Raw genomic sequence first — 19,360 nt, 5'->3', positions numbered from 1 at the left:
GAACGGAGAATATTATGGCAAGAAGAAAAATTATTGCAGGTAACTGGAAGATGAATAAAACTCCTTCAGAGACAACTGCATTAATCAATGAGTTAAAGCCTTTAGTTGCAAATGATGAAGTAGATGTTGTATTCTGTGTACCTGCAATTGATATAATACTGGCTATAGAGGCTGCAAAGGGAAGCAATATTCAGATCGGTGCAGAGAATATGTACTATGAAGAGAACGGTGCATATACAGGAGAAATAGCACCAAATATGCTTACAGATGTAGGTGTAAAGTATGTCATCATCGGACATTCAGAGAGAAGAGAATACTTTGCGGAGACAGATGAGACTGTAAACAAGAAAGTACTTAAGGCATTTGAGCATGGTATTACACCAATCATATGCTGCGGTGAGACTCTTACACAGAGAGAGCAGGGCATTGCAATAGACTTTATCAGAACACAGATAAAGATCGCATTCCAGAATGTAAGTGCCGAGAACGCTGCAAACGCTGTTATCGCTTATGAGCCAATCTGGGCAATCGGTACAGGTAAGACTGCTACAACTGCACAGGCTGAGGAAGTTTGTAAGGCTATCAGAGAGTGTATCAAAGAGGTATATGGAAGCGATGTAGCTGAGAAGATCAGAATTCAGTACGGCGGTTCAGTAAATGCAGGAAATGCGGCAGAGCTTTTCGCAGAAGCTGATATCGACGGCGGACTAGTAGGTGGAGCAAGCTTAAAGCCGGATTTTGGAAAGATAGTAAATTATAAATAATAGAAAAAATAGGGAGGAGTAACTCAAAACGAGTCACTCCTCCATAATCTTTTAATAAATTTATAATGATGAATACTTTTCTCTGTAGCTGGATGGAGATATGCCTAATTGTTTTTTAAAACTTGTGCTGAAATAATATTGGTTTGCATAACCGCATTTAATACTTATTTCTTTTAAAGATAAGTTTGTTTTAATTAAATATTCCTTTGCTGCATCAATGCGGTATGATGTAATAGTATCGCTTATACTTTGGTTGTTATTTTTTTTATACAATGCACTTAAGTATGATGGACTCATATTTGCATATTTTGCTATGTCATTCAGACTGAGAGTATTATCCTCAAAATTATTTTTAATATAATTATCTACCAATTCATATGTATGTTCATGGTAGGATTTTAGAGAAAAATTTAGTTTATCACATACCAAATTGCAAAGTTCTCTCATCCATAATAAAAATTGCTCATATGTGTGAAATGTATCAAAACGGCTATATACAGATATTACTCTTTCTTCCAAGTCCTTAGTATCAATATTTATTTCATATAGAAATCTCAATATTTTGCCAAGTAGAGAATATATACGTATAAACATAATATTTTTGTTTTTATATTTTGTTGATAAATCATCAAAGAAGTTTTTAAGCCATTCTTCAATTGATGAATTATCTTTTTTGCATAGCAGTCCGATAAGTTCATCATCATCTGAATCTGATGTGGATAATAAACTGAATTCTTTACCGGTAGCTTCAACAGCATCAAATATACTTTGGTTAGGATAAAAAAACCTATATTTTAGAGCATGACATGCATTTTCATATGATACATGAAGCTTTGATATACTATCAACAATAGTACCAATTCCAACATTTATATTTAATATTGGAGATTTATAATTATCTATAAAAGATGAAATTACATTATGAATTACATACTGGAAATGTGCAGGTGTTTTACTGTTTTGTGCTATTATAAAGATTAAATTATTTAAGTCCTGTATATAATAGACATTATCAAAAATTTTACATTTACTTAGGAATACATCCGATATATTTAGTATTTCCGTTTGAAATGTTAAAACCCCGTTATTTTCTTCAAGCATAGAAGAACTTTCAATTTCCATTTTGATTATATTAAAATGCGAATAACTCATATCCAATTCCAGATAGCTTATATATTTATCAAAATATCCTAATGTTTTATCAGTTGAGAAATATAGTAACTCCTGGAAAAATTTGGTTATCATAAGTTGTCTGCTTTCCTTTACAATAGACAGATTACGTTGCTCTCTATCTATTATTTCAAAAGAACTTTTTATCTTTTTATATAAGAAATCATAATCTATAGGCTTTTCAATATAATCACAAACTCCAATACTGACAGCCTGTTTTGCATATTCAAATTTATCATATGCACTAATCAAGATTATTTTAATATATGGATTAATTTTTATAGCCTCACGGCTTAGAGAGATTCCGTTTAAGTTCGGCATTTCAATATCAGTTATTATTAAATCAACATGATTATCAATTATATAATTAAGTACTTCCTGTCCACTTTTTGCAATTAAAACTATTTCTGCATTTAATTCATTCCAGTCAATATTTAATTTTATACCTTCTGAGACAATATAATTATCATCGGCTAAAACTACTTTTTTCAAGAGAAATCCTCCATTTGAGCATATTTTATTATAATTTTTGTACCTTTTCTTTCTTCACTTTCAATCAGGACAATACCGTTTCCAAAGTCAGTATTTGAAATTCTTTTATTAACATTACAAATGCCGAAATGTTGGTTATAGTCTACTATATGATTACTTAATTTATATCGGATTTGTTCTAACTTATCATTTGGAATACCACAGCCATTATCCTCTATAGTAATAATAACTTCATCATCTCCATAGCAAATATTTATATTGATATGTATATTTGTTTTTTCAGATGAGTATCCATGTAAAATTGAGTTCTCCAAAAAAGGTTGTAATGTAAACTTACATATTAAAAAGTTCTCTATACCTTCTTCAGCATTTATAGTCCAGCTAAGTGTATCTTGACGACAAAGTTGTTCCATTTCCAGATATAATTTAGAAATTTCCAATTCGTCTTTTATTTTTATCTTTTCATCAGATTTTCTAAGTGACATTCTATAAAAACGAGTAAGGTTACTGATCATACGATTGGCTATATCTATTTTTCCTATTGTTTGACAAGTTTGTATTGTTCCCAAAATATTATATAAAAAATGAGGATTTATCTGGGATTGAAGAAGCTGGTACTTAAGCTTTTCTTCGGATAAAGTAAGCTCCAAAATAGATTGCATATTTTTATTAATCGATGATTGCATATTTAAAAATGTCAGTCCAAGTTTATCCACCTCATCAAGAGAATAATTGTTATCTAATGCAGATATATAATCCACATCAATACTTTTTTTACCAAGTTTAAAATTATCCATAGCGGAAGACAGTTTACTAATTCTATCGGTTAAATTAATTGAAGTAAAAAAAATAACCAACAGTATTACAGGGACAGATAAAAATATTATTATAATAAACGTTCTAAGTAATGTGTATATATGCTTAAAAATGTAATTTTTAGGAATTTCGGTTATATGATACCATCCATTATCAAGAACAACTATGTGATAATATAAGCTGCTGTTCTCAACTATAGTATTATCAGAATTTATATTTAAATCAATATTATTTATCTTGGTACCTATAAGTTCCTTGCTTGTATGTGAAATAACGGTGCCATTTTGATCTATTATATATCCTGTTAAATTAACGTTGTCAAAACTTTCTTGTAGCATTTTGGAAAGTTCATCAGTACGTAAGAGTACTAAATAAACATATTCAGTATTACCGGAAACTTGATTATTTAATACATTGAAACAAGCTATTACATCTTGAGTATTTTTTGTGTTATTAATGACATAAGGAAGATTGTACTGTTTTTTATAAATCCATTTTTGATTTGAATTTATAATATCTTCAAGACCTGTTTTTCTTAAATCAGATAGAGGATGAAAAAAAAGTCCTTCTGAAGCTGCAATATTTTTATCGTCTAAAAAAATATCAATATGATAAAAATCAAAAGTTGATTTTAATAGAGAAATATTGTCCCTAACATTCGAAATTATTGCAAAATCTTCTCGAGTATCAGACATTTTTTGCATTAATGAATACATGTCATATTGAATTGTATTAGATACTTTTTCAGCTTGATTTAATCTGTTATTAATTCTTATACTTAGTTGATCATCTGCAAGTATAATAGAATTTAATATGCTGTCACCTGCAATTTTATGTGTAATACTGTACAACACTGAGCCCATTAAAATAAGAGGCAGTAAAGTACAAATCAAAAAAGAAAAAATCAATCTATGATGATATTTTGAAAATATAAAATTTTTGACATATCTTATAATAGGCATAAGAACCTCCTTGTAAACATATAAGCAATTATAGACTGTAAAAAAAAACAAAACAATATAAACAAAAATAATATAAATGAATCATAATATATTGTATTTTTGAAAATTATAAATTCTACTATGATGTAATTATCAAAAAGCGTACGTCCTATATGTGTAAGTGAAGTGTTTTAGGGACAATAAGGAGGAAAGATGAATAAAAGAATAAAGAGTGTAATGTTAAGTACAGTACTATTAACAGGTCTGTTAGCCGGGTGTGGGTCAGGAACAACTCAGTCAAGCAAAAACTCGGAAAACGGTGGAAATTCCAAATATGATTTGACATTATATAGTATCAATACTACAGATGCCGATTTTGATGAATGGTTAAATAATGTTCAAGATGCTACAGGATTAAAGATTAATGTAATTGCGGCACCTACAGACTCAGATACGAGACAGCAAAAAATCACAACAATACTATCTACAGGTGATTCAAGCGTAGATATATTGGAAATAAATGATGAAATGAGTGCATCATTTAAAAATTCAGGTTGGCTTGAAGGACTTAATGATACAGTTATGACTGATGATATTCGTGGTGAATTTGCAAAGGGATATTTGGAGCAGATGATTACCGATAAAGGAGGAAATGTTATCGGAGTACCCGGATATTCAGGATATTTAGCCTTTTGGGTAAATCAAAAAATAATGGATAATGCCGGAATAACTTCTATAGATACAAAGGAAGATTTTAAAAAATATATGTCAGCTGCTTCAGTAAACGGTACTTATGGGTATGGTGGATCTTGGGAAAAAACATATGTGTTTAATGAAATAGCACAATTTGTAAATATGTTCGGTGGCGATTATTTTGACTGGACAAGACCTGAAAATAAGGAAGCAATACAATTCTTATATGATATGGTAAAAAATAATGAAACACCAATTGATCAAATTGCGGATAAATATGAGCAGATGAATCCAAAAGCAAATGATGGAAAATATGGTTGTTGGTTTATGTGGGGACTTGGATCCGATTATCAGAAAGCAGGTATGCTTGGTGATGACAAGATTCATATGGCTATGGTGCCTTCAATGACAGATGACGGTAATAGAGCTATATTTACAGATTCATGGAGTTATGTATTGAATTCTGCATCAAAAAATAAGGAAGCGGCAATAAAATTTTTAAAGTATATGGCATCTGAGGGTGGAATGGAAGCGTCATATAAGGCTTTTGATCGTTACCCTGCAAGAAAAGATGTTGCCGAGAAGGTGGTTCCTGACAGTGATCCTGCAAAGGAGATGTACAGCAGATACGCTTCAGAATGTAATGTAAAAGGACGTCCAATGCTTCCGCAAACTATGGAGTTTATCACAGATATGGGAACAATTTACCAGTCTTGTATGAAGGGTGAAATATCGGTAGATGATTTTTGCAAAAAAGCACAGGATTTGGTAGATAAATATAAATAATATATAATCCAAAGAGTGCTACAGTGTAGGAATTTATAAATAAAATATTACTGCAGCACTCATTTTATTTATAGGAGGAATTATTTTGAACATAAGTAAAAAGTCAATAAGGTATATACCTGTAATTTTGATTTTACCTGTACTTTTGATAAGGGGATTTACCACAATTTATCCTATAATTATTACTTTTAAAAATAGTATGTATAATATTAAAGTTCTGTCAGGTATAAACGAGTTTGTAGGATTTAAAAATTATATAGAGGTGTTTAAAGATGATAAAGTAATTTCCTCTATTGAATTTACTTCTATTTTTGTAGTAGTATCAATGTTCTTTCATGTCATATTAGGTACTATACTTGCATTGATACTTAATTTGAAATTCAGAGGTAGGAGATTTTTAAGAACAATAGTACTTATACCCTGGGCTATGCCGGCTGTAGTTATAGGAATGGCGGCAAAATGGGGATTTAATAATGATTATGGATTGGTAAATGATTTAATTAGAAGATTTATACCGGGTTTTCAATTCAATTGGTTAATAAATACCGGATCTGCCCGTATTGCTGTTATAGCAATGGATTTGTGGAAAGATTTGCCATTTTTTGCAATATTAGTATTATCAGGGCTTCAGTTCATTTCAGGGGATATTTATGAGGCAGCTAAAGTAGATGGAGCAAATGCTTTTCAAATATTCTTTAAAATCACATTACCTTTAATTATAAGGAATATTATTACATTATGTATACCTTTTACATTATGGAGATTAACATCATTTGATTTAGTATATGCAATGACATCCGGAGGGCCCGGAGAAGATACATCATTGATAGCTTATCGTATAGCAATGGAATCTTTTACAAACCTGAATATAGGGTATGCTTCTACTTTAGCTATAATGCTTTTTATTTTAATGGCTTTATTTAGTTGGTTTAATATCAGAGTTATGAATAAATACAGTGAATAAAAGGAGAAGAATATGACTAGTAATAATAAAAATAAAATATATAAAAAATGTTTATCTATAAGCAGATGGTTATTATTTATAGTGGTTGCATTTCTTATCTTATTTCCTGTATATTGGATTTTTATATCATCAATTACTCCTGCAGGAGAATTATTTAAGAAGCCTATAGATTATTTGCCAAATAATCCGACACTTGACAGTTATAAATTTCTTATTGAAAATGTAGGATTGTTAAGTAAAATAGGAAATACAGTAATAATAGTAGGAAGTACATTAATAATAAGCACAATATTATGTACAATGGCAGCTTATGGATTTTCAAGGTTTAATTCAAAATGGATAAGTGTAGCGTTTGCATTTATACTTGCAACTTTACTTATACCTGAGGTTGTTACTGCAAGGCCTTTATATGAATTTATGAAAAAGGTTGGATTGTTCGATACATATCAAGGTTTGATAATACTATATGTAAGTTCGGTTATTCCATTTACAGTTTTGATATTAAACAATTTCGTCGGTAAAATACCTGTTTCACTGGAAGAGGCTGCTGCTATAGATGGAGCAAATTTTATACAGATCTTATTTTATATAATATTGCCTTTGATGAAACCCGCTATTGCCACAGTATGTATTATTAATTTTATAAATTGTTTAAATAATTTTTTTACACCTTTATATTATTCCAACGGAATTCAGGTTTTATCTGTAGCTATAGTTCAACTTCCTTTAAGGGATAATATGTATGGAGTACCGTGGGATTTAGTTAGTGCTATGGGATGGATAATACTTTTACCTATAATATTATTTGTTGCTGTTTTTGAAAAGCAGATTATGGATGGAATTATGGCAGGTGGTGTTAAATCTTAATTTAGATAGGGAGTTAAGTTTATGTACGATTTATATGGAAGTTTAGGAAATTTAGCAATTTTAAAGAACAGAAAAAGTAGAGCAATAAATGCAGAAAATCCTACAGGAGAAAAAGGTAAAGGTGGAATGGCATCAAGCAATCTTGGACCTTCAAGAAAAGGAAGTCCGTGTTTGAAGGATATACCAAGTGGTGAAACTGTAACACTTGCAGATATAGCGGGTCCGGGTATAATAAATCATATATGGATTACAGTTACAAATAAAACAACAGAAGCGGATTGTTTTGTTTTAAGTGATCTGATTATAAGGATATATTGGGACGATGAGAAAACTCCTTCCGTAGAGAGTCCACTTGGGGATTTCTTTTGTTGTGGATTTGCAAGGGAATGTGTAGTGAATTCAATGCCGATTGTTGTAGTACCAAATAGAGGAATGAACAGTTATTTTCAAATGCCTTTTAATAAAAGAGCAAGAATAACTTTGGAAAACCAGCATCCAAATCCGATACCGGCATTTTTCTATCAGATTGATTATTGTCTTGTAGATAATCTTCCTAACGATATAGCTTATTTTCATGCTCAGTGGAGAAGAGAAAGAGTTACAACTTTAGGTAAAGACTATGTAATATTGGACAATGTAAAAGGAAAGGGACATTATATCGGGACATATATTGCATTGACCACATTGGAAAGATATTGGTGGGGAGAAGGAGAAGTAAAATTTTACATAGACGGAGATATAGAATATCCTACAATTTGCGGTACAGGAACTGAAGATTATTTTGGAGGTTCGTGGAGTTTTGCAAAACAGATAAATGGAAAAACAGTTGAACAAAATTATAGCACATCATATTTGGGATATCCGTACTATTCATCACATGATGAATTGATTCATAATGACTATCACAATGATGATTGCTTACCGATGAGAGGTTTCTATAGGTGGCATATACAGGATCCTATATGCTTTGATGAAGATTTAATGGTTACTATACAGCAAATCGGTGTTGGACATGGAGGTCTTTTTGAAAGACAGGATGATGTTGCAAGTGTAGCATATTGGTATCAGACAGAGCCTCATTCATCATTCTTACCTCTTGTAGGAAGAGAAGGTAGGCGTCCAAGATAGGAGCTGATTTGTATAAAAAAATTTTTTGTATTTTATTATGTATCGGTTTAATTCTATCTTCTTGTAATAATTATGAGAAGAATGAAGAAAAAGAAATAAGCAACTATTATGAAGATGAATTAAATATTATGCATATAGAAGCTGACAATCCTGATTTTAAAAATTATATTAACGATGTATCAAGAAAATTAAATATGAAAATAAATATAATTCCTTGTCCGGATGATGCAAATAATAGACAGGCGGAAATTTCAACATTACTTTTATCAGGAAATTCAAATATTGATTTGATTTCAGTTAATGATGAGATGGTAAGTGAGTTTAAAGTAAAAGGATATATTGAAAATTTAGATGATATAATGAGTAAAAATATTGTGGAATCATATCCTAAAGATTATGTAGAATCAGTGGCTATGTATAAAAATCATTTTTATTCTGTTCCATACCTTATGGATATTATGATGTTTTGGGTAAATGAAAAACATATAAAATATTCAGAACTCGAAGGAGTTAAAAATTTAGATGATTTTTCATTATTTGTAAGTAATGATTATGGTACAAACATGTATGGATATGGAAGTGCATGGGATGAAACATATATATATAATGATTTATCACAATTTATAAATATGTTTGATGGAGACTACTATAATTGGAATAATGATAATACAAAGGAAGCTGTTAAGTTTTTGCATGATATGCTGAAACATGGCTATACACCTCAAAATCAAATGATAGACAGATACGAACAAATGGAACAAAAATTTATTGACGGTAAGTATGGATGTGTATTTATGTATAGCGGTGCTATAAATATCTTTTTGAATTCAGGAAAGTATGGAGAAGATGGAATACATGTGGCAGAACTTCCTATGTTCAAAAAAAATGCAACTAATATAGCAACGTGGCAGTATGTACTTAATAAATCTTCAAAAAATAAAAATGCGGCAAAGAAATTTTTAAGTTATATTTCAAGTAGAGAAGGGAGCATTGATTATAGTAACGCAATGAATCAGATACCTGCAAGAATTGATGTTATATTAGAGGAAGATATAGATGTTCCTGATATTGATATTATAAGAAAATATGTTGAGAATACAAACTTTAAAGTCAGGCCGTTGTCATCTAATCCGATGAATGATATTTCGGAAATGGGCAGAATATTTCAAAAGTATTTATTGGATGAGATTACATTGGATGATTTATGTAATTTAGCTCAAAGTATTGTCGATAGAAAATGAATTTGAAATATAGAGGTTAAAAGATGGGGATGCGAAAAAACTCAATCGAGTTTTTTCACATCCTCCTTAAGTTTGATATTTGGTTTGAAATGCTATTCTAACTCTTATGGTATATTTTTCTGCCCACTATAATCATCAAAAGAATAATAAGACTATACACAAAAAACTCAAGCACTCCTCTTAGTTTCAAAACATAAAATACATAAGAAAGAGTAAACCCTACTACTACGACTACAATGGGATATACGATCTTAAGTATCTTAAGCATTTCACTTTTTTTAATTTTCTTCATATCGAAACCTCATGTTCTGCAAAATAAAAATCTAATCATATGAATACTGTTTTGTGTGGATGTTGTTCATGACCAACTACCTTTTATATATATATTGTTCTTTTATTGAAAGAATATTTAATAAAATGACAATGTATTAAAAAGCAACATATAATGGCAAAATGTTCCAATCATAATAAAAACATGAAAAATCTCATGTGAACCGAAATAAATATGTTTTTCATTAAAAGCTTTCAATTTAAAGGCATAGATTACAGCTCCGAGCGTGTAGGAGATACCTCCAAACAAAAGCCACAAAAATCCTGTCATAGGTAGTGCTTTGAATATAGGCTTTAATGCAAATACACAAAGCCATCCCATAATGAGATAAATTAAAGATGACAGCCACTTAGGACAGTTTACAAAGAAAATTTTCAGTATAATTCCGCCTATAGCGAGTGTCCATATAGCAGCCAGTAATATATATCCGACTTTTCCTCTAAGAGCGGTAAGGCATACAGGTGTATATGTTCCGGCAATCAATACAGAAATCATTATATGGTCTATTTTACGGAAAATCATTGTCTTTTTAAGGTCTAAAACTACGGAATGATATATTGTACTTGCTGCATACAATAATGTAGTTGATATAATAAAGATAAACATAGATATTGAAGTTAAAAAGCTTCCATGTTCTACAGTTCTTTGAATAAGCGGACCTGCTCCGATCCACAAAAGAATAAGCCCGATAAAGTGGGTAATTGCGGAACCCGGTTCTCTTATATATATGGATATAGTTCCCGGAAGTACACCGAATCTGGTCTTTTCTCTGTATTTTGAACTCATTTTAAAACCTCCTTAATGTAGTTTTTAAAACTATATGTAATGTGTTTCAATACTACATTATTTTTAAAGAGATTACAAGTAGTTAAAAATTAAAAAATAATAAAATATTGTTTATCTATATTATTGACTTATGTCAGTAATATAGATAAAATAATAAATGACATAAGTCAGAAAGGATATTTTATGCCAAGACCGTTCAGATGCCGTAAAATAGAACAGATGCCTGTATATCGCAGCTTTTCACCTGATGATATAAAAGATGCGGACAGTATTTTGATGACAGTGGATGAGTTTGAGACAATAAGACTGCTTGACTATGAGGGGCTTACTCAGGAAAATTGTGCAAACAAAATGAATATTGCCCGTACTACGGTTACGGCAATTTATGAAAGTGCAAGGAAAAAGATTGCAGAGGTACTTGTATCCGGAAAGAGACTTTTAATTACAGGGGGTTACTGTGAATTTGATCCGGTTGAGATAAATCAAAGTATTGTAGAGAAAGGAATTAAAACAATGAGAATAGCAATTACTTATGAAAACGGAGATGTTTTTCAACATTTCGGTCATTGTGAGAAGTTTAAACTTTATGATGTGGAAGATGGAAAGATAGTAAATGAACAGATTGTAGATACCAATGGCAGCGGTCACGGTGCTCTGGCAGGATTTTTACAGACATTAAAAGTGGATGCTTTGATATGCGGAGGTATCGGTATGAGCGCACAGACCGCTTTATCTGATGCGGCTATAAAGTTTTATGCAGGTGTAAATGGTGAGGCTGATAAGGCTGCAAAGGCTCTTATAGAAGGCAATCTTGAATATGATCCGAATGCATGCTGTGACCATCATGGCGGAGAACATAATTGTAAGCATTAAAGAGGAAAGAAAATCCACAAAATAAACAATAAAGCCGGTGCAAAAGCACCGGTTAAATTTCTTTCACAGTACTTTGAATTACGGTTTTTGAACATCTTTCATAGAACAGACTTCGATGTCTTGCTGATTTTATAATAGCCATCAACAAAAACAGGAAGTATAAAAGTGCGGTTAAAAGCTCTATGGTAGCATATGCCATATCTTTTGAGGGATCCTCATTCATCAAAATAAAATTCTCCAGAATTCTTCGAAGATGTATCGGAATAAAAAAATAAACTCCGAAGAAAAGCAAATATCTTAAAAAATAGGCATAAAATGGAGGTCGTCCTCCTTCAATAGAAAAAATAGCCGTACTGGTAATAAATTTCCCAAAAGTTTTACCCTTAAACAGTATGGGGAAAACTGAAAAATATGCCAAAACAGCGATTTCAAATGAAGAAAGCAAAGTGAAATTTCTAAGTAAAAACTCACAAAGTATTGTCATTATAACTACAAAAAACATATCAAAAAGGAATGCTATAAAGCGTCTCATCAAAGAAACTTCCACGCCTCTTCTGTAGCTGATTTCATCCAGTTCATCTCTTGACGGAAGCAGCAGCATAAGCGGTCCCATAAGAATATAGCCGAGAAGACCTCCAAAGGTGTTTACGATAAGGTCATCCACATCAAATAATCTGTAGCTGCCGGGGTATATAAAATAAAGTCCTGTCAGCTGTGTTATTTCAAAAAATAAGGACAGCAGAAATGAAAAGAGTACAGTTTGAAAAAAAGGCCTTTTAAAATAGTAACGCAGATACATACCGAAGGGTATAGCCAAAAACAGGTTTAATATATTTACCAAAAAGGCTTTATTAAGCACCAATGTCAGCCATGTCTTCGGTTGGCTTTTAATAATATGCGATCTTTTTAATATATCCTTTACAAATAAAAAAGGTTCAAGCTGCATTTTATGACTGTGAAGTGTAGCCGCCTTTTCCGGTGATGGAAGAGGAAGTATTACCAGGCAGTACATACATAGGATATAAAAGATAAAAGAATAGACAAGTATAACTTTTAAGCTCAGTACAGAGCCGTATTTATGGTAGTTATAAGCGATATAGGGCAATGTAAATACAGCTACCACAAAGGGAAACAATACAACCGCCTGAAAAGAAATCTCTAAATATTGATTCATATTTCCTCCCAAAAAATAAAACAGATTAAAATGATATAATACCGGCTGATAAATTAATGTATAAATCTTATATCAAAATATTTGTCATAAAATTATATGCTTTATTATACCCTTTAATAATATATTTAATCAATAAATATAGTTGGTATTATTTCTAAAGATTGGGGATAAGTATTATATTGTATATGGGTATGTTGTTGTCTACTAATCCGTTAAACGTATAGAGTTTAACACAGTAGTTTGACAGTTGAATAAAAGAAAAAATTGACAGGTATTTATACTATAATTAGCGTGTTGGAGGACTACTTTATGAAACTAACATGTTCCGGAACAAAAAAGTTACCTAGTTATTATGTTCAAAAATCTGTGCATATAGGAAACAAAACTACTACTAAGACTGTAGATTGACTTTGAAGTATCGAAGAAATTAGGGCACGATGCGCAGAGCAAGATCCCATTGAACTGGCAAAGGCATATGCCAGAAAGCTGACCATTGCTGAAAAGGAAGTTCTTTATTACGACTGCACAAACTATTATTTCGAGATTGAAGAGGAAGATGATTATGATAAGGTTTTTTATAATGACAGATGGATTAATGAGGACAACCTTGAACAGCATCTTATTGTTACTTATTCCATCAAATATCGTAATTATCAGAGAACCATAAGAGAACGTCAAGTTGAAAGAGTAATGAAGTACGTAGAGTCACCATCTAAGCTTACAAATAGCAGAGCCGATGACCCAAAACGATTTGTTGAACAGGGGCAACCACGCATGAAGACCGAATTTAAATTCAGACCTATATATCTATCCAGAAAAGGTAGAATAACAGCTCTGGTTATTTATAGAATTCTTGAGCAGAAGCTAAAGGAAAAGTACACCTGTGAAGAACTAATAGATACAATACGTTTCATGGATATGATGCTCTGCACGATGATTTTGGATTTGGAACAGATTACCGGATAACATCTCAGAAAAATATGAGAAAAATTTTGAATCAGACTCGAAATGGTAAGAAAAAAGAAAGAGATTCCGATATTATAAAATATATAAATACAGGGGAAATATGAAAATATATGGCAAATGTAAAAGCACTCCGTCTTGACTCATTTATATAAAGGTAGTATTCTTTTAGCATAAAGTCTTTACATTCTTTTTTTGTCTACTTATTTTCAGACAAAGGAGGAAGGCTCCTGACATCGTGAAAAAAAGAGACTTCCTCAAATGTCTATTATCAATACCAAAAGGAGGTATGGAATTGAAGAAAAAATGGTTCGTACGCTTTATACCGATGCTGGTTTGCTTTATGGGTGTTTTTTCACAGAGAGCAAAGGCATCTACAGGTGTTTATGTTCCGGATCCTGTGACAGGATTTGTGGCAAATGTCCGGGATGCGGCCTATGGTGCAGTGGCGGATGGTGTGAGTGATGATACTGTGGCGATACAAAGAGCCATTGATGCGGTTTCTGCGGCAGGCGGAGGAATAGTGGATATTCCTGCCGGTAACTATATGATCAATACTCTGCATCAGACAGGGTATAGCTATGAGAGAGCAGGACTTGTATTAAAAAGCAATATTATAGTGCGAATGGCCAATGGTGCGGTACTTAGGGCGATTCCAAACGGGGAGAGATCCTATCAGATATTCAGTATCACTCATGTGGATAATGTACATATCATGGGTGGTAAACTTATAGGAGACCGTGATACTCATATCGGAAATCTGGGACAGACCGGATATGGTGTTCGTATTACAGATGCGACCAATGTAGTTATTGAGGATCTCTATGCAGGTGAATTTTGGGGAGATGGTGTATTTTTAGGAGAGGACAGTAGAAATATTACTCTTTACAGAGTTATCTGTGATCACAACCGCCGTCAGGGAATGTCTATTGTAGGAGGACATAATGTAAAAATACTGGAATCCGAGTTTAAAAGATCTGACGGAACTCCCCCAAAATCCGGAATTGATATAGAGCCTGAGGGAGATCATCCGATTGTAAGCGGTGTTGAAATACGAAACTGTTTATTTGAAGGAAGCAGTACCGGTTTTGTAGTAAGCAATCAATATTCCAACAGTGTTGCGGAAAATATTATCTTTGCAGACAATATAGTACGTGGTAATAAAACTGCTATAAATCTTGTAGGTATACAAAGCGGCGAAGTTACCGGTAATACTATCTATCATGATCAAAGTATCACAGAAAATGATACGCATTGGGGCATCAGGCTTCGTAATGACGGACGCCACCCGACAAGAAATGTAATAGTCAGAGGTAATACCATCTACGGAGGTAATGTAGTTGATACTACAGGAGAGAGCAGCAATGTAATTCAAAATAATACCTTTAAGGCAGCTGTATATATTAGAGGTATTGCACATGCAGGACAGACACTTAAAGCCAAGGTATATGACGGTGATTACGGAGATCTTCATGTCCACAATGTGGTATGGGTTCCGGCTACAGCAATTTCTTCTTATCAGTGGTATGCTGACGGAACAGCAATTGCCGGCGCTACACAGTCAAGCTATATACCGACAGCCGCCGATACGGGAAAAGAGATCACAGTGCGTGTTCAGTATACTGATAAAGCAGGAAATGCGGAAGATGCTACCAGCCCTCCAACACTGCCGGTAAACTATGCAAATCATGCGCCGACCGATATCACACTTAATCCTCTTTTTATCTACAGTGATGAATATCTGGCAGAAGTAGGTCTTTTAAATACAACAGATCCTGATGCCGGAGATGTACATACTTATACCGTGGATGATGAGCGCTTTGAGATAGTATATGATAATCTGTTGCGCTTAAAAGGTGATAATTATATACCCTTCGGCTCTGTGGCAAATATAACTCTTAATGTAACGGCGACAGATGTACTGGGTGCTTCTTACACAAAAGCTTTTACAGTGGAAGTTACAAGACCGAAGAATCAGCCTCCTAAAAAAATCACAATTGATAATAATATTCTGATAGCAGGAAGACCGGGAGAAATTGTAGGTAAACTTACAACTCTTGATCTTAATGTAGGTGATACACATACCTATAATGTAAGTGATTCACGATTTGAGGTAAATTCTGAAGGAAAGTTGAAGTTGAAAGACGGAGTGAGTGTGGATGCCTCTTTAGAGTCAAGCATCAGCTTAAATGTGCAGGCAATTGACTCCGGAGCAAGAGCTTATACGGAGAAATTTACATTACAGGTACAGGCGGGAAGTTCCACAGGCGGAGCGGGAAATACAGGAGGCGGAAATGCCGGAGCAGGAAATGTCGGAGGCGGAAATACCGGAGCGGGAAATACCGGAATTGCAACACCGTCAGGGGCAAGACAGAGTGATATTGTAACACCTTCCACATCAGATCAGGACAGCGGAAATTCAAGGAGATCAAAAAGAAGTTCGGGCAGATCGGGCGGCAGTGATTCAGGAGATTCCAATAATCGCAATAAAAGTAAAAAACTTAGAAGCAGTAATGCATCTTCAGGCAGTTATTCCTATGTACAGACCAATGGAAAAAGATATGATAGAGGCAGCTGGAAGCAGGTAGGAAATATATGGCAGCTTGATGTAGACGGAACACAGGCAAAATCCGCATGGGCATTTCTATCAGATAAATGGTATCTCTTTAATGAAAAAGGAGATATGGTGACAGGCTGGGCAAATGTTGACGATAAGTGGTATTTTATGGACTCATCAGGTGCTATGTGTGACGGATGGCTGGAAGACGGAAATGGCGAATGGTATTATATGAATCCTATATCTGACGGAACCAGAGGAGCTATGAGAACAGGATGGCATCAGATTGACAGAAAATGGTATTATTTTAATACAGTTTCAGACGGTGCTCAGGGAAGGATGCTAAAGAATCAGAGAACACCTGACGGATATCTTCTCAAATCTGACGGAATCTGGGATGAGAGTGCCGCAAAGCAATAAACTTCTTAAAAAATCCATATTCAGTTTAAAAATAGAATTATTATAAGTGAAGAAGAATATACCTTCTTACTTAGAAAGATGGGACAGACTTAAAAATCTGTCTCATTTTTTATAATAGGGAATTTAATATTATAAGTTACAGTTCACAATACAATGTAATTTAGTTAAGCTTCAAGATTTCTGATGCTGTTAACCATGTTGCATCTAATATTTCGCTTTATACACTTGATCCGGACGGGGATCTGACATGTAATAGTAAATTAAATGCTTCCAAACTCATTTCTTTCATAGTTTTCTGTGGCTCTTACGGTACAAAACCATTTTTAATAAAAAATTCCTACGTCTGTCTCTCCAATCTGTCTATTTAGGTGGTTAGATTTCTATTTTACAAAAAAAATTCTTTTTTCCTAAATGACATTGATACCTGAAGTGTAACATGAAATATATTAAATCAGTAGGTATGTTAATGTATAAGATAGAATTATTTTATAAATTATGATATAATCCTACGGATTTCATTTGATTTAAGGCTTGTTTTCAAGTGATTTATAAAAAATGTAAATAGTAGGAGGATATTTTGGAGAGAGAGAGGTTAAAATCAAGGCTCGGGTTTATACTCATTTCAGCCGGATGTGCGATAGGTATCGGTAATGTATGGAAGTTTCCGTACATGACAGGAAAAGGTGGAGGCGGTGCATTTGTACTGTTGTACTTACTGTTTTTGGTTATGCTTGGACTGCCTATAATGACTATGGAGTTTTCAATAGGAAGAGCTGCAAGAAAAAGTCCGGTAATGGCTTATCAAAAACTTGAACCTACAGGAAGCAAATGGCATGTACATGGAATAGTGGCACTTATAGGAAATTATCTTTTAATGATGTTTTATACCACTGTATCGGGATGGATGTTGCATTATTTCTACTTGACGGTTACAGGAAAATTTGAAGGCTTGGATTCAAAGGGAGTTTCCGATGTATTTGAAAACATGCTTTCAAAGCCTACTATAATGATTTTTTGGATGGTGGTTGTAGTTGTTGCAGGTATGTTTATAGTATCAAGAGGACTTGAAGCGGGGTTAGAGAACATTACAAAAATAGTTATGGTTACACTGCTTGTGGTAATGATTATACTTGCAATAAATTCATTCTTCTTAAAAGGTGCTGCAGAAGGACTTAAATATTATCTTGTACCGAATATAAGCAGAATAGAAGAAACAGGTATCGGTAATGTAATAACAGGTGCTATGAATCAGGCATTCTTTACACTAAGCCTTGGAATAGGTGCAATGCTTATATTCGGAAGTTATATAAGTAATGACAGAAGTATGCTGGGAGAGTCTGTTACAATAGTTATACTTGATACTTTCGTAGCTATAGTTTCGGGACTTATTATTTTCCCCGCTACATTTACATATGGTGTAGACCAGACTTCCGGTCCGGCACTTATATTTATCACTTTGCCGAATATATTTAATAAGATGCCTCTTGGAAGACTCTGGGGAAGTTTCTTCTTTATATTTATGTCATTTGCAGCATTTTCTACAGTGCTTGCGGTATTTGAGAATATAGTTTCATGCGGTATGGATCTTACAAAGAAGTCAAGAAAACAGGTAAGTCTTTTCAATTTGATATTAATAACAGTACTTTCATTACCATGTATATTCGGATTTAGCAGTTGGAGTTTCGGATGGTTAGAGCCATTTGGTGGAACAATACTTGATTTGGAGGATTTCCTTGTAAGTAATATAATATTGCCTCTGGGTTCCTTGGTATATCTACTGTTTTGTGTCAGCAGATATGGATGGGGATGGGATAACTATCTAAAAGAGTGCAATAAGGGTGAAGGTCTTAAGATGAAGAACTGGATGAGAGTTTACCTTACATTTATATTGCCTATAATAGTATTATTTATATTCGTGTTTGGAATATATGATAAATTTTTTAAATAAAAAATAAAAAGAAATCAGCCGGTAACTTTTAAAGTTTTGGCTGATTTTTAAATTATTAAGAATATTAGCACTCAAACCTTGACACTGCTAATAAAAAGTGGTATAAAAGTTCATAGTTAAGTTTATAAACATTTAGGAGGAATACAAAATGAAGTTAGTACCTTTATTCGATAGAGTGGTTTTAAAGCAATTGGTTGCTGAAGAGACAACAGCATCAGGTATTGTACTTCCCGGACAGGCAAAGGAAAAGCCGTCACAGGCAGAGGTTGTTGCAGTAGGTCCGGGCGGAGTTGTAGACGGAAAAGAAATAAAGATGCAGGTTAAGGTAGGAGATAAGGTTATTTATTCCAAGTATGCAGGCACAGAGGTAGAACTTGACAAGGTTGAGTATATCGTTGTAAAACAGAATGATATTTTGGCAGTGATTGAATAATAATTTTATATAG

Annotated in this window: 15 protein-coding genes and 1 pseudogene; 11 read left to right on the top strand and 5 right to left on the bottom strand. The window is 33.1% G+C overall.

Annotated elements, in window-relative coordinates; all coding sequences use genetic code 11:
• Positions 1 to 14: 14 nt before the first annotated feature.
• On the top strand, positions 15 to 764 hold the full coding sequence (tpiA, locus tag EHV10_RS13515; RefSeq protein WP_128675104.1) for a triose-phosphate isomerase: 750 nt from the start codon (positions 15 to 17) through the stop codon (positions 762 to 764).
• Between the two features lie 60 nt (positions 765 to 824).
• Here tpiA and EHV10_RS13510 read toward each other — a convergent pair whose 3' ends face one another.
• Together EHV10_RS13510 and EHV10_RS13505 are read right to left on the bottom strand one after the other, a co-directional pair.
• Positions 825 to 2,426: a helix-turn-helix domain-containing protein gene (locus EHV10_RS13510; protein WP_128675103.1), complete on the bottom strand. Its 1,602-nt coding sequence runs from the start codon at positions 2,424 to 2,426 to the stop codon at positions 825 to 827.
• On the bottom strand, positions 2,423 to 4,204 hold the full coding sequence (locus tag EHV10_RS13505; protein ID WP_128675102.1) for a sensor histidine kinase: 1,782 nt from the start codon (positions 4,202 to 4,204) through the stop codon (positions 2,423 to 2,425). Before EHV10_RS13505 ends, EHV10_RS13510 begins: the two co-directional genes overlap by 4 nt.
• Positions 4,205 to 4,396: 192 nt before the next feature.
• Between EHV10_RS13505 and EHV10_RS13500 the strand changes: the two genes are divergently transcribed.
• The 5 genes from EHV10_RS13500 to EHV10_RS13480 all read left to right on the top strand — a co-directional run bounded on the left by EHV10_RS13500 (position 4,397) and on the right by EHV10_RS13480 (position 9,862).
• On the top strand, positions 4,397 to 5,662 hold the full coding sequence (locus tag EHV10_RS13500) for an ABC transporter substrate-binding protein (RefSeq protein ID WP_128675101.1): 1,266 nt from the start codon (positions 4,397 to 4,399) through the stop codon (positions 5,660 to 5,662).
• An 85-nt stretch (positions 5,663 to 5,747) separates the two neighbouring features.
• The gene (locus EHV10_RS13495; protein WP_128675100.1) at positions 5,748 to 6,626 is read left to right on the top strand and encodes a carbohydrate ABC transporter permease; all 879 of its coding nucleotides are present in this window, start codon (positions 5,748 to 5,750) and stop codon (positions 6,624 to 6,626) included.
• Between the two features lie 12 nt (positions 6,627 to 6,638).
• Positions 6,639 to 7,493 carry a carbohydrate ABC transporter permease gene (locus EHV10_RS13490; RefSeq protein WP_128675099.1) on the top strand — a complete coding sequence of 285 codons (855 nt, stop codon included), beginning with the start codon at positions 6,639 to 6,641 and terminating at the stop codon, positions 7,491 to 7,493.
• A gap of 21 nt (positions 7,494 to 7,514) precedes the next feature.
• Entirely contained in the window at positions 7,515 to 8,621 is a 1,107-nt protein-coding gene (locus EHV10_RS13485; RefSeq protein ID WP_128675098.1) for a glycoside hydrolase family 172 protein, read from the top strand.
• 8 nt (positions 8,622 to 8,629) lie between these two features.
• Positions 8,630 to 9,862 carry an ABC transporter substrate-binding protein gene (locus tag EHV10_RS13480; RefSeq protein WP_128675097.1) on the top strand — a complete coding sequence of 411 codons (1,233 nt, stop codon included), beginning with the start codon at positions 8,630 to 8,632 and terminating at the stop codon, positions 9,860 to 9,862.
• A 97-nt stretch (positions 9,863 to 9,959) separates the two neighbouring features.
• Here EHV10_RS13480 and EHV10_RS13475 read toward each other — a convergent pair whose 3' ends face one another.
• On the bottom strand, positions 9,960 to 10,154 hold the full coding sequence (locus EHV10_RS13475) for an ABC transporter ATP-binding protein (protein ID WP_243116145.1): 195 nt from the start codon (positions 10,152 to 10,154) through the stop codon (positions 9,960 to 9,962).
• Positions 10,155 to 10,271: 117 nt separating this feature from the next.
• Positions 10,272 to 10,979, bottom strand: a complete 708-nt coding sequence (trhA, locus tag EHV10_RS13470; RefSeq protein ID WP_128675096.1) for a PAQR family membrane homeostasis protein TrhA — start codon at positions 10,977 to 10,979, stop codon at positions 10,272 to 10,274.
• 183 nt (positions 10,980 to 11,162) lie between these two features.
• Between trhA and EHV10_RS13465 the strand changes: the two genes are divergently transcribed.
• Entirely contained in the window at positions 11,163 to 11,852 is a 690-nt protein-coding gene (locus EHV10_RS13465; protein ID WP_128675095.1) for a DUF134 domain-containing protein, read from the top strand.
• Between the two features lie 52 nt (positions 11,853 to 11,904).
• Here the strand turns inward: EHV10_RS13465 and EHV10_RS13460 are convergent, their stop codons facing one another.
• Positions 11,905 to 13,026, bottom strand: coding sequence for a VanZ family protein (locus EHV10_RS13460; protein ID WP_128675094.1), 1,122 nt, complete (start codon positions 13,024 to 13,026; stop codon positions 11,905 to 11,907).
• 540 nt (positions 13,027 to 13,566) lie between these two features.
• Between EHV10_RS13460 and EHV10_RS15650 the strand changes: the two are divergent.
• The 4 genes and pseudogenes from EHV10_RS15650 to EHV10_RS13440 all read left to right on the top strand — a co-directional run.
• Positions 13,567 to 14,096 (top strand): annotated as a pseudogene (locus EHV10_RS15650) (IS1634 family transposase); the annotation flags it as partial.
• Between the two features lie 182 nt (positions 14,097 to 14,278).
• Positions 14,279 to 16,966 (top strand): glycosyl hydrolase family 28-related protein, encoded by a 2,688-nt coding sequence (locus EHV10_RS13450; protein WP_128675092.1) that lies wholly within the window; start codon positions 14,279 to 14,281, stop codon positions 16,964 to 16,966.
• Positions 16,967 to 17,543: 577 nt separating this feature from the next.
• Complete coding sequence (locus EHV10_RS13445; RefSeq protein WP_128675091.1) at positions 17,544 to 18,914, top strand: sodium-dependent transporter; 1,371 nt, start codon at positions 17,544 to 17,546, stop codon at positions 18,912 to 18,914.
• Positions 18,915 to 19,062: 148 nt separating this feature from the next.
• Positions 19,063 to 19,347 carry a co-chaperone GroES gene (locus EHV10_RS13440; protein ID WP_009220291.1) on the top strand — a complete coding sequence of 95 codons (285 nt, stop codon included), beginning with the start codon at positions 19,063 to 19,065 and terminating at the stop codon, positions 19,345 to 19,347.
• Positions 19,348 to 19,360 lie beyond the last annotated feature (13 nt).

Origin of the sequence: Lachnoanaerobaculum gingivalis (assembly GCF_003862475.1) — a bacterium.
Classification (GTDB): domain Bacteria; phylum Bacillota; class Clostridia; order Lachnospirales; family Lachnospiraceae; genus Lachnoanaerobaculum; species Lachnoanaerobaculum gingivalis.
The sequence above is the reverse complement of the archived record's forward strand: the minus strand, read 5'-3'. Positions and strand labels throughout refer to the sequence as shown.

What these genes read in the sequence shown, in the direction of transcription:
- tpiA (WP_128675104.1), top strand. Translation starts at nt 15, where the DNA reads ATGGCAAGAAGAAAAATTATTGCAGGTAACTGGAAGATGAATAAAACT.
- EHV10_RS13505 (WP_128675102.1), bottom strand. Translation starts at nt 4,204, where the DNA reads ATGCCTATTATAAGATATGTCAAAAATTTTATATTTTCAAAATATCAT.
- EHV10_RS13500 (WP_128675101.1), top strand. Translation starts at nt 4,397, where the DNA reads ATGAATAAAAGAATAAAGAGTGTAATGTTAAGTACAGTACTATTAACA.
- EHV10_RS13490 (WP_128675099.1), top strand. Translation starts at nt 6,639, where the DNA reads ATGACTAGTAATAATAAAAATAAAATATATAAAAAATGTTTATCTATA.
- EHV10_RS13485 (WP_128675098.1), top strand. Translation starts at nt 7,515, where the DNA reads ATGTACGATTTATATGGAAGTTTAGGAAATTTAGCAATTTTAAAGAAC.
- EHV10_RS13475 (WP_243116145.1), bottom strand. Translation starts at nt 10,154, where the DNA reads ATGAAGAAAATTAAAAAAAGTGAAATGCTTAAGATACTTAAGATCGTA.
- trhA (WP_128675096.1), bottom strand. Translation starts at nt 10,979, where the DNA reads ATGAGTTCAAAATACAGAGAAAAGACCAGATTCGGTGTACTTCCGGGA.
- EHV10_RS13465 (WP_128675095.1), top strand. Translation starts at nt 11,163, where the DNA reads ATGCCAAGACCGTTCAGATGCCGTAAAATAGAACAGATGCCTGTATAT.
- EHV10_RS13460 (WP_128675094.1), bottom strand. Translation starts at nt 13,026, where the DNA reads ATGAATCAATATTTAGAGATTTCTTTTCAGGCGGTTGTATTGTTTCCC.
- EHV10_RS13450 (WP_128675092.1), top strand. Translation starts at nt 14,279, where the DNA reads ATGGAATTGAAGAAAAAATGGTTCGTACGCTTTATACCGATGCTGGTT.
- EHV10_RS13440 (WP_009220291.1), top strand. Translation starts at nt 19,063, where the DNA reads ATGAAGTTAGTACCTTTATTCGATAGAGTGGTTTTAAAGCAATTGGTT.